Annotated in this window: 16 protein-coding genes; 13 read left to right on the forward strand and 3 right to left on the reverse strand. The window is 36.5% G+C overall.

All coding sequences use genetic code 11. The features are described from left to right. Nucleotides 1-11 precede the first annotated feature (11 nt). The gene (locus ACXM0J_RS10750) at nucleotides 12-3,173 is read right to left on the reverse strand and encodes a multidrug efflux RND transporter permease subunit (protein WP_086264670.1); all 3,162 of its coding nucleotides are present in this window, start codon (nucleotides 3,171-3,173) and stop codon (nucleotides 12-14) included. Nucleotides 3,174-3,390: 217 nt separating this feature from the next. Here ACXM0J_RS10750 and ACXM0J_RS10755 point away from each other — a divergent pair, with 217 nt between their 5' ends. Together ACXM0J_RS10755 and ACXM0J_RS10760 are read left to right on the forward strand one after the other, a co-directional pair. Next, nucleotides 3,391-5,343: a TonB-dependent receptor plug domain-containing protein gene (locus ACXM0J_RS10755; RefSeq protein WP_086264671.1), complete on the forward strand. Its 1,953-nt coding sequence runs from the start codon at nucleotides 3,391-3,393 to the stop codon at nucleotides 5,341-5,343. A gap of 136 nt (nucleotides 5,344-5,479) precedes the next feature. Continuing rightward, on the forward strand, nucleotides 5,480-5,881 hold the full coding sequence (locus tag ACXM0J_RS10760; RefSeq protein ID WP_004792413.1) for a transcriptional repressor: 402 nt from the start codon (nucleotides 5,480-5,482) through the stop codon (nucleotides 5,879-5,881). Nucleotides 5,882-5,934: 53 nt separating this feature from the next. On the opposite strand, the gene ACXM0J_RS10765 is transcribed toward ACXM0J_RS10760, so the two are convergent. Next, a complete protein-coding gene (locus ACXM0J_RS10765; protein ID WP_086264672.1) occupies nucleotides 5,935-7,725 on the reverse strand; it encodes a bifunctional metallophosphatase/5'-nucleotidase in 1,791 nt (596 codons plus the stop codon). A 248-nt stretch (nucleotides 7,726-7,973) separates the two neighbouring features. On the opposite strand from ACXM0J_RS10765, the gene pqqA reads away from it, so the two are divergent. The 9 genes from pqqA to ACXM0J_RS10810 all read left to right on the forward strand — a co-directional run bounded on the left by pqqA (nucleotide 7,974) and on the right by ACXM0J_RS10810 (nucleotide 14,328). Next, complete coding sequence (pqqA, locus tag ACXM0J_RS10770) at nucleotides 7,974-8,048, forward strand: pyrroloquinoline quinone precursor peptide PqqA (RefSeq protein WP_001982218.1); 75 nt, start codon at nucleotides 7,974-7,976, stop codon at nucleotides 8,046-8,048. A 75-nt stretch (nucleotides 8,049-8,123) separates the two neighbouring features. Continuing rightward, nucleotides 8,124-9,035, forward strand: coding sequence for a pyrroloquinoline quinone biosynthesis protein PqqB (gene pqqB / locus ACXM0J_RS10775; protein ID WP_086264673.1), 912 nt, complete (start codon nucleotides 8,124-8,126; stop codon nucleotides 9,033-9,035). An 8-nt stretch (nucleotides 9,036-9,043) separates the two neighbouring features. Then, on the forward strand, nucleotides 9,044-9,802 hold the full coding sequence (gene pqqC, locus ACXM0J_RS10780) for a pyrroloquinoline-quinone synthase PqqC (RefSeq protein ID WP_086264674.1): 759 nt from the start codon (nucleotides 9,044-9,046) through the stop codon (nucleotides 9,800-9,802). After that, complete coding sequence (gene pqqD / locus ACXM0J_RS10785) at nucleotides 9,799-10,083, forward strand: pyrroloquinoline quinone biosynthesis peptide chaperone PqqD (RefSeq protein WP_004792407.1); 285 nt, start codon at nucleotides 9,799-9,801, stop codon at nucleotides 10,081-10,083. The genes pqqC and pqqD overlap by 4 nt, the downstream gene beginning before the upstream one ends. After that, entirely contained in the window at nucleotides 10,080-11,234 is a 1,155-nt protein-coding gene (pqqE, locus tag ACXM0J_RS10790; protein ID WP_086264675.1) for a pyrroloquinoline quinone biosynthesis protein PqqE, read from the forward strand. The genes pqqD and pqqE overlap by 4 nt, the downstream gene beginning before the upstream one ends. Nucleotides 11,235-11,253: 19 nt before the next feature. Continuing rightward, nucleotides 11,254-12,306, forward strand: coding sequence for a dipeptidase (locus tag ACXM0J_RS10795; RefSeq protein WP_479750501.1), 1,053 nt, complete (start codon nucleotides 11,254-11,256; stop codon nucleotides 12,304-12,306). A gap of 577 nt (nucleotides 12,307-12,883) precedes the next feature. Further along, the gene (locus tag ACXM0J_RS10800; protein WP_086264677.1) at nucleotides 12,884-13,060 is read left to right on the forward strand and encodes a hypothetical protein; all 177 of its coding nucleotides are present in this window, start codon (nucleotides 12,884-12,886) and stop codon (nucleotides 13,058-13,060) included. Between the two features lie 243 nt (nucleotides 13,061-13,303). Then, a complete protein-coding gene (locus ACXM0J_RS10805; RefSeq protein WP_086264678.1) occupies nucleotides 13,304-13,540 on the forward strand; it encodes a hypothetical protein in 237 nt (78 codons plus the stop codon). Nucleotides 13,541-13,740: 200 nt separating this feature from the next. Further along, nucleotides 13,741-14,328: a uracil-DNA glycosylase family protein gene (locus ACXM0J_RS10810; RefSeq protein ID WP_086264679.1), complete on the forward strand. Its 588-nt coding sequence runs from the start codon at nucleotides 13,741-13,743 to the stop codon at nucleotides 14,326-14,328. Between the two features lie 17 nt (nucleotides 14,329-14,345). Here the strand turns inward: ACXM0J_RS10810 and ACXM0J_RS10815 are convergent, their stop codons facing one another. Further along, complete coding sequence (locus ACXM0J_RS10815; protein ID WP_086264680.1) at nucleotides 14,346-15,911, reverse strand: phospholipase D family protein; 1,566 nt, start codon at nucleotides 15,909-15,911, stop codon at nucleotides 14,346-14,348. Nucleotides 15,912-16,133: 222 nt separating this feature from the next. Between ACXM0J_RS10815 and ACXM0J_RS10820 the strand changes: the two genes are divergently transcribed. Then, nucleotides 16,134-16,568, forward strand: coding sequence for a GFA family protein (locus ACXM0J_RS10820; protein WP_086264681.1), 435 nt, complete (start codon nucleotides 16,134-16,136; stop codon nucleotides 16,566-16,568). A 193-nt stretch (nucleotides 16,569-16,761) separates the two neighbouring features. After that, on the forward strand, nucleotides 16,762-17,217 hold the full coding sequence (locus tag ACXM0J_RS10825) for a hypothetical protein (RefSeq protein ID WP_086264682.1): 456 nt from the start codon (nucleotides 16,762-16,764) through the stop codon (nucleotides 17,215-17,217). The last annotated feature ends 272 nt before the right edge of the window (nucleotides 17,218-17,489 follow it).

The following is a 17,489-nucleotide window of genomic DNA, read 5'->3' on the forward strand; positions in this document are numbered from 1 at the left end:
TATTTCAACCTTTAAAAGGATGTATTGTCCTTTTTAATACGGCTATTAAATCTTAAAGTTCGACTCAACCATAGTTTACTCATTGACCACTGAAAACTCGGTAAACTATGAACCACAACAAAGAAGAACACCGTAAATAGCGGTACCAGTAAGGTACCAAACACGACACTACCAAATACACTCATTCCAATTTCATATCTGCTAGCAGCGCCTGCACCAGTTGCAAAAATTAAAGGAACCACACCCGCACCAAAGGCAAGAGATGTCATCAGAATTGGACGTAAACGTAGCTTTAATGCTTCACTTGCTGCATCGATTTTACTTTTCCCTTGTTTGAGTGCTTGAGTCGCAAATTCAACAATCAGAATTGCATTTTTACAAGATAAGCCAATACCTGTTAATAGGGCAATTTGAAAGTAAACATCGTTAGGTAACTTAAAAATCCAAGCAAAAATAATAGTGCCTGTAATGCCTAGAGGTAGCCCTAATAAAATAATAAAAGGAACTTTCCAGCTTTCATATAAGGCAGCCAAACATAAGAAAATAAACAAAATAGAAATGAGATATAAATAGATCGCTTGGCTGCTAGATTGCTGTTCTTGTAAAGAAAGACCACTCCATGCTACATCTATACCAGACTGTTTACTGACCATATCACTTAACTGTTGCATTGCCTGACCTGAGCTAAAGCCTGGACTTACATTGGCTTCAAGTTGAATGGCAGTTAGTCCCATAAATCGGGTAAGAGCTTCTGGGCCACCTGTCCACTGACTTTGCGCAAAATGAGCAAGGGAAAGCATTCCACCTGAGTTATTGCGTACATGCCAATACGCTAAATCCTCGGGTTTAGAACGAAACTCTGAATCACCTTGCATAATGATTCTCTTAATTCGACCTCGTTCAACAAAATCGCCAACATAGTTTCCACCCCAGGCAGTCGATAATGTTGAACGAATTGCTTGTTGGTCAATTCCTAACATTTTGGCTTTATTTTGATCGAGTTGAATAAATACTTCGGCTTTATCTTCACTCACAAGGGGACTTAGATTTTCAAAGGCTGAATAATTTCGAGATTCTTTTTCTAAGGCTTTATATTGTTTAATTAATTCATCGCGCCCTTGACCATTTACATCTCTAAGCCAAAGTTCTAAAGCGTCAGATTGACCTAAACCAGATACACTTGGTGGCATTCCTACCATGACTTTAGCCGGCAAGTTTTTTTGTAAATATGCTTGGGCACGTTCACGAATAGCACTCGCCGCATTAGCTTCTCCTTTACGCTCATTCCAATGTTTAAGCGAAACAAAGGCCATACCTAAATTTGGACCGCTCCCTGAAAAGTTTTGTCCATTTACGACCAGTACGGTATTAATATTTTTGCCTTCATGTTCAAAGAAATAATTATTGACGAGTCTTCCAATTTCTTCGGTTTGACTCATTGAAGCACTGTTATGCAAACTATAGGGAACAGCAAGTAATCCTTGATCTTCATTTGGAATAAAGCTTGTAGGCAAACTGCGGTAAATTATAAATAGAATAACCGCGATGCCCACAACCAACAGACTGGAAAATACTTTAAACTGGATTAAACAAACAGATAAAAAACTAAAAGCTGATCTGAATTTTTGAAGAGCAAGCTCAAGCATTTGTCCCCATTTTGGTTTTTTATGATGTTTTTTTAATAGAACTGCGCACATTGCTGGCGTGATGGTCATGGCTACAAATAATGACAACAACATCGCCGCTGCTAATGTAATAGAAAACTGACGGTAAATCATACCCGTCGAACCACTAAAAAAAGCCATTGGGATAAATACCGCGGTTAAGACCAACGTAATACCTACCAATGCACCGCTAATCTCTTGCATCGACATCAAACAAGCTTCACGTACACTGAGCTGTTGTTCGTGCATAAGCCGTTCAACATTTTCCACGACTACAATCGTGTCATCAACCAATAATCCAATCGCTAAAACCAGTGCAAATAGCGTAAGCGTGTTAATGCTCATCCCAAATAAATACAACACTACAAATGTGCCACTAATGACGATCGGAACGGTAATGGTTGGAATAAGAGTTGCACGCCAATTTTGTAAAAAGAGATACATCACAATAACAACAAGCACGATTGCTTCAAGCAACGTGATCATGACCTGCTTAATTGACTCTTCAATAAATGGTGTATTGTCTCGTGGATAGACAATTTTATATCCAGCTGGTAAATGCTGGCTAAGTTGAGCCATTTTTTCTTTAATGAGAGCAGAAGTCTCAATTGCATTGGCATCGGGGCTGAGAGATATTCCTAAACCTGCCGATGGGTAGCCATTAAGTGTATTAATGCTTTCGTAATTTTCTGCACCTAATTCGACTCTCGCGACATCTTTTAAATAAACAAGACTACCGTCAATATTTGCTTTAACCACCACCGATTTAAAGTCATCAATTGTTTTTAAACGTGAACCAGCTTTTACTTTTGCATAAATATTTTGGTCAGAAGCAGAGGGCATTGCACCAATCGAACCTGCAGCAATCTGAGTATTATAATCTTCGAGGGCCTTTTCAATGTCGCTCGGCACAAGTTGGTAATTTCTAAGTTGATTTGGATTTAACCAAATGCGCATGGCATAACTTGAACCAAAAACATCAACCTCACCAATTCCTTGCAACTGACTTAAAGGTTGTTCAAAGTGATTGACCATATAATCAGATAAATCAATATTACTGGTTTTACCTGTTTCATCATATAGGCCCACAATAAGCAACATATCACCCGTGGTTTTCCATATGTTTACACCTTGTCTTTGAACTTCCTCAGGTAAACGATTTAATGCACCATTAATTCTGTTTTGTACTTGGAGCTGTGCTTTATCAATGTCTGTGCCAATTTTAAAATGAATATCAATACTACTTGTTCCCGATGATTCGCTATAGGACGTAAAGTAAAGTAAATTATCTAGACCCTTTATTTGTTGTTCTAAAATTTGGGTCACACTTTCTTCGACTGTGTCAGCAGCTGCACCACGATAGTTCGCAACAACCGTAACACCCGGTGGAGCAAGGTTAGGATAGCGTTCGACTGGCATGGCTAAAGTGGCAAGAAAACCAAAAATAAGAATAGTAATTGCAATGACAGAAACAAAAATAGGGTGATAGATAAAAAATCGAGAGAGCATTGTTATGTCTACTTTAAGATTGTTTTAAATAGGTTTTTAGGCACACGAAAGTGTAATGGTAACGCTTTTTTACATCACAAACAATAATGGTTATCATTACACAACTAATAATTATTTTTATCTTGATCAGTAAAAGTCATGCGTATATGATGCTCGGCACATCATAAATGATAATAATTATCATGTGGTAATCATTATCCAGAATAAGGGCCGAGAAATGACGTTAACGAAAAAGGCGCTGGTGGTCGCCATCTCAACACTGCTTCCTTTCGCCGTTCAAGCAAATACAGATAGTGAACAGCAAGGTAATAGTGAACCAGTTCAAAAACTTAAAACTATTGTGGTTTCTGCTGCATTAAAAGAACAAGATGTAGATAAAGCACCTGCATCCATTAGTGTGATCACAAGTGAAGAAATTGAACGCAGTGCGGCACTGAGTCTTGCTGATGTTTTACAAAAACAAGCTGGGGTTTATAACTATAACAGCGGACAGGACAAAATTATTATCCGAGGGATGCAAGATACTTCAGGTAGTTATACTTTAATTCTAATCAATGGAAAAAGAACATCTTCTTTAGGAGCGATGTGGCGAGGTAATGACTTTGATTGGAGTTCAATTCCACTAAATAGTATAGAACGAATTGAAGTGATTCGTGGACCAATGTCATCGCTTTATGGTTCTGATGCCATGGGTGGGGTAATCAATATTATTACTAAGAAAGCCGAGAATGGGCAGCTTCATGGTTCAATCTTTGGCCAATATAACCGAGCTGACCGAGGAAATGGAAAAGATCAATTCCGATACGGATTTAATCTCTTTGGTGGCTTAACCGATAATGTTAGTTTTTCTCTTTCTGGTGATTCTTATAACCGCGATGCTTGGTATCGAAATGGAAAACCAGACTCAAATGGCGCCTATTTTGTAGAGAAAGACACAAAGAACGTACATGGGACCTTAAGCTGGGATATTAATGACCAACAAACTTTAGATCTAGATTTAGGCTATACCAAAGATAAGAGACCACTTACCCAAGATGCGGCATCTTCAATTCAAGAAGGTGAAGATGAGCGTACCAATTTAGGTATTACTCATCGAGGGAAATGGAGTTGGGGGAAAACAGAAGCTTATATTGGGAAAGAAACTGCTAAAATTTATGACTTTGACAGCGAATATAATGCCCCGCAAAGTCGTAACTATAAACAAGAAAACTTACTAGGTCGTGCTTTTGCTAACTTTGACTGGATGCTGAATAACAGCACAGCTGGTGTTGATTATAAAGATCAGCAAGTGACAGATCCCGTAGGATACACATCTGGTGGATCTGAACAGAAAAGTTATGGGATATTTGTTCAGAATGATACTCATATTAATGATGCTCTGACCTTAACTTTAGGTGGCCGTTACGATGACTTTGATAATTTTGATGGCAAAGCAACTGGTAAAGCCTATTTAGCTTATGAACTCGCTGAAGGAGTTATTCTTAAAGGTGGTGTTGGGCAAGCTTATAAAGTTCCTGGACCTTATCAGTTAGATGCAAATTATGAGTTAATTTCTTGTGGAGGTAGCTGTTTTATTACAGGGAATCCAAATTTAAAACCCGAAGAAAGTACTAACTATGAAGCATCTTTAATTATTCGTAAACCAAACTGGAATGCAGGTGTTACAGTATTTGAAAATGATGTTGAGAACTTAATTGAACGTGTTTCTAATCCTAATTCTCCAAATCCAACCAAATATCCATATAAATGGGACAACGTTGCTAAAGCAAAACTGAAAGGTGTGGAACTCAACGGTGGATATGACTTTAGTGATGATTTAGGGATAACAGCTAATGCAACATATTTAGATGCTAAAAATGAAGTAACTGGTAAAGACCTTACTGAACGTCCGGAATGGTTAATTAATAGCTCCCTTTCATGGGCTATTGTTGAAAATTATCGTATGAAATTTGGTGCAAGCTATATAGGTCATCAAATGTTATCTAGTGGTAAAGAGTTACCAGCCTATACTACTTACGATGTGACATTTACCTCACCACTTTCTCCACGTTTAACATTGGACTATGGTGTAAAAAATCTGACCAATGTTGATCTGGAAAATGAAAATGCATCATTTAACACCAAACTTTATGGCCGCAATTACTTTGTAAAAGCGACTTATAGTTTCTAAGTTAAAACTAAGTACAAAGCCTATTCGTAGGGGAATAGGCTTTGTTTTTTATTAAAAATATCCATAATTTTCAAACAAGTATAGACAAAATAATTTTAAGAATTTCTATACTTTTCAACATTAGGGCTAATTAATCATGACGGCAACTTCAAAATCATTATTAAATGGACTACCAATAAAAAAATCGAGAATACAGGTTTTTGAAATTTTAAATCAAAATCCACAAGGTTTAAGCGCGGTGAGCATTTATGCGCAAATTAAAAATGAACATAAAATTACACTCGGAACGATTTATCGCATTTTATCTGAATTTGAAAATCGCAAGCTCATCAAAAGGGTGTTCTTAGGAAAAAGTAAGAGTATCTATAAGCTTAGAAAAGATAAAATGAGCTGTAACTTGATTTGTCTAAAAACCGCAGAAGCAACTAGCTATGAACATGAAAAAGTGAAAGAACTACTGCATGAAGTCATAGATGTTATTTTTGCGAATACAGGGACTAATATCAGTAGCATTGAACTTAATCTCTATACAGAATAAAAAATTTAGATAGAAAAAAGGACAGCCTAAACTGTCCCTTTTTATTAAATTTGCTATTTGACGACTTTAATTCGAGTCGTAGCGGGAATAGTTAATGGGGAATTCTTTGAGTTTTCCGCAATATAAGTTTCAAGAGCATCAATATCTTGACCACCACCTACACGGTTTTGGCCTTCTTTTAATACCGTAAAGTTGTCACCACCATCTGCCAAGAAGCTATTTACCGTCACGCGATACACTTTAGTGTCAAGCAACGGCGAACCAGCAACCATGATGTTACTTGCTCTTGGTGAAACAGACGTATTTGTCGCATATTGATAACTCAACTCTTTAGATGGCTGTAAAATTTTAGGTGAATTTGCATTTGCACCAGACCATTGTTGTTCAAGCACATCTCTAATCTGTTTACCGGTTAAGCTCAATGTCACAATAGAGTTACCAAATGGTTGAACCGCAAAAACATCGCCGAAGGTAATCTGGTTGCTACTGTTAATAAGTAGATCAGCACGCACACCGCCTGGATTCATTAGCGTAAAATCAGAGCCTTGATTACTTGCTTTTAAGGCAGCCGCTTGCTGAGCATCGGCAATCATAATACCTAGCGGACTTTCACCACTTTCGACTTGAGTACGACTTATTACTGCTGTTGCAGTTCCAACCACACGACTTGAAATGGTAGTCACAGCTTGGCGGTATTTATCTAAAATGGCTTCAATGCTTGGCGTTTTGCTAAATTTTTGATAGAGATCTGTAAGGCTTACAGTGGTTGTCCCAGATGTGTAGGCTTCACTTTGTACAGGAACCTGTTTAGCATCCTTTTTAATCACATCACCGGTTTTACCATCAAGTTCAACCTTAATGTCAGTAATGAGCGTGCCATATTGTCCAGCTGAGGTAAGCAAGAATGGTTTTGCCGGATTTTTTGTAGCATAGTCACAAATATAAGATTGATGTGTGTGACCTGAAACAACAATATCAACTGCTGGATTAAGCTTATCCAAAATTCCTAAAATTGGACCACTTAAACCATCACAAGTTTTTTCATTAAACTTAGTACTCGGCGCTGCACCTTCATGTACCACAACAACAATTGCTTCAATGCCTTGTTTTTGTAACTCAGGAATCAAGGCATTTACCGTATCAGCTTCATCACGAAACTCAACGTCTTTAATACCCGCCGCAGAAACAATACTTGGCGTCGCTTTAAGGGTTAAACCAATAAATGCGACTGGAATTCCACCATAAGTTTTGACTTTATATGCAGGAAAGATTGTTTTGCTCGCATCATTTTTCATTGCTACGTTAGCAGCGAGAAAATCAAATTTTGCACCACTAAAATTTTTATTAATTTGACAAGGTACAGTGCTGGTATATTGCTGACATCCACCATTTTTTAAACGGCGTAATTCGTCTGTACCACGGTCAAATTCATGGTTACCTACAGCATTAAAGTCAATTTGAATATCATTCATGATTTCAATAGTTGGTTCATCTAAAAATAAAGAAGAGGTGAGAGGAGAGGCACTAATTAAATCACCCGCCGAAACCACAGCATTATTTGGATTTTCTGCTTTAAGTTTTTTAATTGCATCGGCAAAGTAACTCACTCCTCCCACAGGAATACGAATAGATTGAGTAGCATCATTTGGATTTGATGCCTCGACATAACGTTTAGGTGGCTCAAGATTTCCATGAAAGTCATTAAAAGCTAAAATATTTACGGTTTGATTGCTTCTTTGGGCAGGTGGTGCTGTGTCATTATCATCATCGTCATTACATCCCGCCAATAACGCTACAGCCAGAGAAAGTGTTGTTACTTTAAAAAGTATTGTTAAATTTTTCATTTTTTTATCATTTGATCAATTAAGACGGATAAAAAATACGCTTTTAGTATGAATATTTGATGAAACACCCAATAAGCAACTATGTTCGGAATATTAAAATTTGGACAAAAAACACAATTATCGAACAATATCTTAGCTAGGGGTGGTCTACAAACCCAATTTTTTTATTTAGAATAAATTTTTAATTGCCTTATAAATCTTAATCAAGTGATTCATTTCATAAGATTAATATGAACCGGAGATAATTTATGCAATGGACTAAACCAGCTTTTACTGATTTACGCATTGGTTTTGAAGTTACTATGTACTTTGAAGCACGTTAATCAGCTTCATTCAAATATGTCATAAGCCCTAGTCTTGTTCTAGGGCTTATCTCTTTCTAATAAGATATTAATTTTATGTATATTTATGTTTTAGGTTCAGCTGCTGGAGGCGGATTCCCGCAGTGGAATTGTAATTGCCCGAATTGTCATGGTGTGCGCACAGGCACAATCCAAGCCAAACCCCGTACTCAATCATCAATTGCTGTTTCTGAAAATGGAACAGATTGGGTTTTATTAAACGCATCACCTGATATCCGTCAGCAACTCTTCGAATTTAAAGCAGCTCAACCAGCGCGTAAATTGCGTGATACAGGAATAACAAGCGTTATTTTAATGGACAGTCAGTTAGACCATACGACTGGGCTTTTAACCTTACGTGAAGGTTGCCCAATGAATGTATGGTGTACAGAAATGGTCCATCAAGATTTAACGAGTGGTTTTCCAGTTTTTAATATGCTCAAACACTGGAATGGTGGTCTTCAATACAACCAAATTAATCCTAAACAAGCCTTTAAAATTGATGGTTTCGAAAATTTAGAGTTTGTGCCTTTAATTATTAAAAGTGCTGCGCCGCCATATTCACCACATAGACATGACCCACATGATGGCGACAATATTGCTTTAATTATCAAAGATCATAAAACACAAAAGCAGTTGTTTTATGCACCAGGTCTTGGAAAAATTGATGATCAAATCATGCAGATTATGCAGAGTTCAGACTGCGTCATGATTGATGGTACGCTTTGGACAGACGATGAAATGCAGCAAACAGGGGTTGGAACTAAAACTGGCCGTGAAATGGGGCATTTATATATTAGTGGCGAGGGTGGTTCACTGTCTTATTTAAACCAGCTGAGTACACCTAAAAAAGTGCTAATTCATATTAACAATACCAATCCAATTTTAAATGAAAACTCTAGCCAGTTTGCTGAGCTTAAAGCAAATGGTGTAGAAGTTGCCTATGATGGCATGCAAATTGAACTCTAAGGTGAAACATGACTCAAACACCTGAAGCTTTAACAACCGAACAATTTAAACAAGCCATTATCGATAAAGGCAAGTATTATCATATTTATCACCCATTTCACGTGATGATGTATGAAGGTAAAGCCACCCAGCAACAAATTCAGGCTTGGGTTGCAAACCGCTATTACTATCAAATTAATATTCCGCTTAAAGATGCGGCGATTATGGCAAATTGCCCTGATCAACGAGTTCGTCAAGAATGGATTCAACGCATGATCGATCAAGATGGTGAATATCCTGATGGAGGTGGTCGAGAAGCATGGTTACGGTTAGCCGAAGCTGTGGGCTTGAGTCGTGAAGAGGTTATTTCCGAAGAGTTAGTTTTACCTGGTGTACGCTTTGCGGTAGATGCCTATGTAAATTTTGCACGTCGTGCTTCATGGCGTGAAGCAGCAAGCAGCTCTTTAACTGAACTTTTTGCCCCACAAATTCATCAGTCACGACTTGATTCATGGCCACAGCACTATCCATGGATTGATGATAAAGGCTATGAGTACTTTCGTTCTCGTTTGAGTCAGGCACGCCGTGATGTTGAACATGGTTTAACAATTACGCTTGATTCATTTACAACTTTTGAGCAACAAGAACGAATGCTGGAAATATTACAGTTTAAGCTGGATATTTTATGGAGCATTTTAGATGCTTTAACTTTGGCATATGTTCACAATGAAGCACCGTATCACAGCGTGACAAGCAAACGAGTTTGGCACAAAGGACTATTTAAATGAATAAAGAGCAGTTTGATTTAAACCTTGTGCCGACATGGCGACAAGGTTACCGTTTTCAATTCGAGCCAGCTCAAAATGGTTTTGTGATTTTATATCCTGAAGGCATGATTAAGTTAAATGAGAGTGCAGGGGCAATCGGACAATATATTGATGGGCAGCAAAATGTTTCTGCAATTATTGCCCAGTTAAAGCAAAAATTTGGTGATATTGCTGAGATTGATCAAGATGTAGTGGATTACATGCTGGTCGCAAAGCAGCAACACTGGATTGATTTAGTATGACAGAAGGTGTTGGTCTACCTTTATGGTTATTAGCGGAACTCACTTATCGTTGTCCGCTACAATGCCCATATTGCTCAAACCCATTAGACTATGCTCAGCATAAAAATGAGCTAACCACCCAAGAGTGGTTTGATGTTTTTGATCAGGCGCGTCAGATGGGTGCTGTTCAACTTGGTTTTTCTGGTGGTGAACCGCTAGTACGTCAGGATTTAGAACAACTCGTTGCACATGCTCATCAGCAAGGGTTTTATACCAACTTAATTACCTCCGGTATGGGCCTTACCGAACAACGCATTGCTGATCTAAAACAAGCGGGCCTAGACCACATTCAAGTGAGCTTTCAAGCTAGCGATCCTATGGTGAATGATGCATTGGCAGGTTCAAAGCATGCTTTTGAACAAAAGTATGAAATGTGCCGACTGGTTAAAAAATATGAATACCCAATGGTGCTTAACTTTGTTATTCATCGACATAACATTGACCAGATTGAACAAATTATTGAACTTTGCCTTGAGCTCAATGCAGACACAGTCGAGCTAGCAATTTGTCAGTTTTATGGTTGGGCTTTTCTCAACCGCCAAGGTTTATTACCCACACAAGAGCAACTGACACGTGCAGAACGGATTACCAATGAATATCGAGAAAAATTAAAAGCGCAAAATCATCCTTGCAAACTCATTTTTGTAGTGCCTGATTATTATGAAGAGCGACCGAAAGCCTGTATGAATGGCTGGGGTAAAATCTTCTTTACAGTTGCTCCAGATGGTATGGCGCTACCTTGCCATGCAGCACGACAATTGCCAATTTCGTTTCCAAATGTCCGCGAACATAAATTGTCAGATATATGGTACAAGTCAACTGGATTCAATCATTTTCGTGGTGATGCATGGATGCCAGAAGGTTGCCGTAGTTGCCCTGATAAAGACCGAGATTTTGGTGGATGTCGGTGTCAGGCCTATATGTTGACTGGAGATGCAGCTAATGCCGATCCTGTATGTGGGAAATCGCCGTATCATCAAATGATTGAACAAGCACGGGCAGAAAGTCAATTGGCTGCACCTTTGCAAAATTTAGTATTCCGTAATAGTAGAAACTCTAAATCTTTAAGCACCATACAAAATATTCCAGTCCACACGATTACAGATATATAGCAAGTAGGAAGGAATACTCATGAAGCCTAGCCATATTCCAGTTTTTGATGGACATAATGATGCATTAACACGCTTATGGCTAAGTGATCATCCAGATCCTGTACATGCTTTTGTTCATGCACGCCTATCAGGCCATCTGGACTTAAAACGCTGTCAAGAAGCTGGTTTTATGGGGGGAATGTTTGCGATTTTTTTACCCCCATACAACTATGTTAAGCAGCATCATCCCAATAAATTATTTGATCCGAATGCTTCTGATTTTACGCAACAGCAAATTGAACAAATTTGTTTAGAACAACTCGATTTAGCTCACCAACTTACTCAGTATTCTAAAAATATTAAAATCTGTACCTCGGTTCAAAATATTCAGGATTGTTTAGCAGAGCAAAAGCTAGCAATTGTATTGCATATGGAAGGTGCAGAAGCTTTACAACACAATCCTGATTTACTCGATGTATTTTATGAAAAAGGCATACGTAGTATTGGTCCCCTCTGGAATAGACCTACTCGTTTTGGACATGGTTTAAATGCTACGTTTCCTCACTCACCCGACACAGGAGCAGGTCTCACGAGTGATGGCAAAGATTTTGTAAAGCGCTGTGCTGAAAAAAAAATGGTGATTGATGTTTCACATATGAATGAACAAGCTTTTTGGGATACTGTAAAAATATTGCAGCAGCCAATTGTAGCAACCCACTCTAATGTACATGCTTTATGCCCTCAAGCCCGTAATTTAACTGACCCACAACTCAAAGCAATTCGAGAAAGTAAAGGGATGGTCGGGGTTAATTTCGATGTCGCTTTTTTACGATCGGATGGACAACGAAATGCAGATACATCCATAGATGTAATTTTGGAACATTTAGAATATTTAATGGATCATTTGGGCGAAGAACATGTGGGCTTTGGTTCGGATTTTGACGGTGCACTCATTGGTACAGAACTTGAAGATGTGTCTGGCCTACATCGCTTAATTGATCGTATGCAACAGCGTGGTTATTCTAAAACACTGATTGAAAATATATGTCTTAATAATTGGGTGAGGGTACTTTATAGAATTTTTGGTCAATAATGAATGACTAATCAGAGTTAATCTACAGAATCATAACTGTTTTTTTATTGGCCGAAATGACTAAAAAAAATACAAATAGTTTAATTGTCAACCATTCGGTATATTCACTACACTCAACCTTACTGAATGTAAGAACATTTGGTATTTCAGGTCTTTTGTGGTTTTCACATCACCCATTTCTTCATGAGAAGTAGAAATGGGTTTTTTCTTATCCTAACAATATAATGTGATGATCATCACAAGAACCACCAATTATTAGTAAAATCACTCAATCCTATCTTGACTAAAAGTTCAGCATTAAATACATTTGTAGTGTATTTAAAGATAATAAGATTGCTTAAAGCAATTCATAATACTGCTTAATCCTGAAATACAGTAAAAAGCCTATTCATAAAACAGAATAGGCTTTTTGCTTTGTATCAAAAGTTATTTTTACGGATTATAAGATTATTCAATTAACATAAAAATTAAACACATTACAAAACCGGAGCAAATGAAAGCCCTTAAATAACAAATTTTGTGCTAATAATTTAAGTTAATTTCTCAAAAGTTACTCCGTTAATCGAAGAGGTGCAAAATGTTAAAGTCAATTATAGTCTTAGGAACAGGTATTGCGATTGGGATGTGTATGTACAAGAAAAAGCAAAAGAACAGTAAGAGTTTTAACAGAGATAACGATACTGATTCAGTGATTAGTAAAGACTCTGCTAAAGACAAAGATGATGGTTCACTTGATAATGCAGTACACGTTTAGGTCTAAATAAAATTAGGGTTCAGGCCATGAACCCTTTTATTTTTATTAAGAATAAAAAGCCATAATTATTTTGAATTAGATTAGCTTAGAGATAATATTTAAATTAAATAATCACTCAACTATTCATTTAATTATTACAAAAGTATGATTAAAACAAAAAAACACTTTGATTGTTAAAATTTACATAATGTATCAGTCGAGCCTTTATTATTATCGATACGAATAATAAAAAAGGAGACTAATATGTCAAAACGCCATATTTTAAAAGAAGTGAATGCTAAAAGTATGTGTGGTATGGAAATCGTTGTTGAACAAATTTATGAAAATATTTATGAAAAAAACTTTGTTGATGCTGCAGTAGAGCAGAATTGGTTACCACTTTCTAAAATTGTAATTTCAGATAAGGTCATTAATTTAGATCCGGATAACAGTTTTGCTCATCCAAGAACAGGTAAGGTTTTTAAAGTCTTGAACTCTTAATAAGTTTGAGTTCACCAGCTCACTTATACGTTACAAATTATTGAGGTGATTTCTAAAGAGGTATCACCTCAAGGTCTTTCAGTAAGAGCTGATTTTTCCAATTAATGCTTTAATTAAAAGAAATTGCATTTCATGACTCGTGATTAACTAAAAAATAGGGTAATTTGTTTATAAAGTTTTTAAGTAAACACTGATTTTTTATGATAATTGAGATAGAAACACATCCACTAGAACCATTTTTACCTGAAAATGCGCGTTTACTCATGTTGGGTAGCTTTCCACCACCGCGTAATAAATGGAAGATGGATTTTTACTATCCAAATTTCCAAAATGATATGTGGCGAATTTTTGGTTTAATTTTTTTCCAAGACAAAACTTACTTTTTAAGTGAAAACCAAAAAAATTTTAATGAAGAACGTATTCGAAGTTTCTTAATTGAAACTGGTATTGCAATCTTTGACACGGCTTATCAAATTAAGCGATTGAAGGGTAATGCCGCAGATAAATTTCTTGAAATAGTAACACCGACAGATCTTGCTACTTTGCTACAACAGATACCACTTTGTCAGACCATTATGACCACTGGCGATAAAGCGACTGACACTTTAATTTCAGTTTTACCAGAACACACCGAAAAACCTCTTATAGGAACTTCTACGTCTACTTACTTTGCTAAACGAAATATTGATTTATACCGTTTACCATCTTCTTCTAGAGCCTATCCATTAGCGCTAGAGAAGAAAGCAGAGGCTTATCAAAAATTCTTTAAAGAGATTGGTATTTTATAAATAAAGTTGAAATGCTGTTACATCATCCATTCAACTGGCAAATATGAAACTGCCTTAATCATGGTACGTTGGAAAAGGCTCGTATCTGGGTCTTTTTCGTATTCAACCACTTTTCCATTAGATTGATAGTCTAACCAAACAATTTTGCCTTCACTATTTAACTTAAGTTGATAGGCGACTTGAGGTAAATGTTGATCAAGCATGACTGAAATTTGAGCTTGTAATTGACTCGACTCAATAACAAGACCGACCTCAGTATTTAAGTAAGTTGAACGTGGATCGAAGTTAAACGAACCAATAAACACTTTTCCGTCTACATCAAAAAATTTGGCATGCAAGCTCGATTTATTTTTACCTTTTGCAGGGATTACACTTCCAGTCACCACTTCATACCATGTTCTGCGTCTGCGTTCTAAAAATGGCTTAAACTCAAATAGTTCCACTCCACTTTTAAGCATTTCAACTCGGTATTGACTATAAAAAGCATGCACAATCGCCACATCATTTGCTGCAAAAGAATTGGTTAAAACTCTGACTTTAACACCTTGTACCTTGAGTTGTTTTAAGTAGTAAGTGCCTTGTTGTGTAGGAACAAAATAAGCTGAAGCCAATTCGATATGCTGCTTTGGTTCCCCCATAATCTTCATGACTTGGCCATAGAGCATCTCTTCTTTGGAGGCTAGCCCTAATATTTTTTTAGGCGAATCTGCAACAAAGTGCGCTTTTGACCACTGGATTGGATAGTGCTCTAAAAGTTCTTTTAAATAGCTTTGAGCATCGTAAAGCTTATCTTCGGTTTGAGTATGATTTTCACTTTCATGAATTAAATCATGGTAGTGCTGCCGTAACGATTGTAAGTGATGTATGGCACATGTACCCACCAGCTCAGTAGCATTTTGGCTTAAATCACTTTGCCAAAAATCATTAAAGACAGACTGTGCATGTTGTACCGTATGCCCATAAAATAAAATATCTAGATCTGTAAACTGAAACTTACTACTTGCGTCAAAATATTCACTACTAATATTTCGACCACCCGTTACGGCAATCACACCATCTGCAATAATTAATTTATTATGCATGCGATGGTTCACTTTCTTGAACCGGAAAATATAGTCTAAAATTCTTAAATATCTAAACTTGTAGGGATTGAATAATCGAATTTCAAAGTTAGGATGGTGTAGAAGGCTTCTTAGAACACCATCAAGTTTTACTCCATTCTGATCGTCAATGAGTAACCGAACTTTTACACCACGATCTGCCGCCGTTAGTAACTCGTGCAGCATTAAGTTTCCAACAAAATCATTTGTCCAAATATAATATTGTAAATCGATTTTTTCTTTTGCATTTCTAATGAGATACATACGAGAAGCGATACTGATAAAGGCATCATCTAATGCCACAAAAGCAGTCAGTCCTTGTTCTGTTTTTTTTGTAGCTTGCTCATCATTCAACCAATTAAAGCTATTCGTCACTGTATCATTCTCATCAGGGTCGTATGTACCTTTATACGATGGTGTATTTTTAAAGCCCCAAGCATCTAATGCCATACTACTGTAATGCTGATAGAGTTGATTAATCATGTAAGCTTTGAAGTCGCATCCAAGATAAACACATCACAGCATTTTTATATTCAATTTATATGTCAAAATTCATATTAAACGTTATAAATACATTCTGCCAAGCCTCAGCGCTAGCAATTCCTTATATTTATTTGCACTTCTTAGAAGACATATCCATTAAAAAATATAATGTAAAATTTAACCCTTTTATGCCTAATGCTATATTCAATATTATTTTTAAGGATGCTTGAGATGAGTCACGTGGGTTCTTGTCTATGCAATGAAGTTAAATTTTCAATTACTAATGAAATAAACACAGTCTATCACTGCCACTGTAGTCTTTGCCGTAAACAAACCGGAACGGGGGCAAATGCAGCAACATTAGTAAGCAAAGATAAATTTGAGTGGTTGTCAGGTTTAGAACTTGTCCGCACTTATAAAAAAGAAACAGGCTTCACATCTTCATTTTGCAGCCAATGTGGATCACCAGTACCTAACTTAGTAGGTAGCACTCAGTTTATGTGGATCCCTTTAGGTCTTTTAGATCAAGAGCTTACTGTACTAAAAAAACTTAACTTTTGCATTGTTTCAAAGTCAAATTGGGCCAATACAATTGCGGCTGATGAATCTTATAATCAACTTCCAACTTTGGATGAACTAAAATTATTTTTTGGTTAAAGTAGTTTCCATCCATAAAATGAGACTTAGTTTGCATTATTCTGAATTCTTTCGGATGGTTATGCTTGCAGCTTTCACAAAAACACATTAATTACAATTAGCAGTACAACAATTACATTAGAAAACATGATATCTATCATACTTCCTTAAAAGGCTGAGTGAGTAGCTTAACTATAAAAGGGAGAAAATAGAGATGCCACAATATTTAATCATCGCTGAGAATGTGTATAAAAAAATTGAGGACAAAAATTTATTTTCAGAAAGCTCAGCAGAGAACTTAAATCATTTAGTTGGTGCAATCCGTAACGAAATTAAAGGAACCAAGTTTAAACTTAAATATAATTTTATAGATTTTGAAGAATGCTTAACCAAGCCATTAGAAGAATGTGCCATAAAGTTAGACATGAGCCTGATGCCAAAATATAAAAATAAAGATGAATATATTCTTTGGCTTGCGGGTTTTATTGAAAGAATCACAACAGGAGGTGAGGCAAAGCTTCCACCAATCTCAAAATTTATTCCTCCAGATTTTAAGTTTACTTATGAAGAACCCCTCAAAGTATCATCTTCTACAGGGGATGATGGAGAGATGATCATTAATTATTTCAAGTCAGATGCTTTTACAAAAATTATAAAAGAAGAAAAATAAGTATATAAAAAATATAGAAGTGATCGTCCACTACACTTCTATATCTCGCTGTAAATTCAGCATCCGCCTACTGGGGCGGTTTTTTAATTTAGCCCACCTTATTCTTACAAAAAATTTAATTACTTTTTAGCCTCAAGTAAATATTAAAAATTAAATAGGCTTAGTAGATTAAAATTAAGCACATTTAATATAAATTTAAAATTCGAGTGTTTTAGTCAATGCTAAATACCAACCAATTTAATCAAGAATAAAAACCAAAAATAAATCACACT

This window comes from Acinetobacter sp. GRABPA_MV_2 (assembly GCF_056725885.1).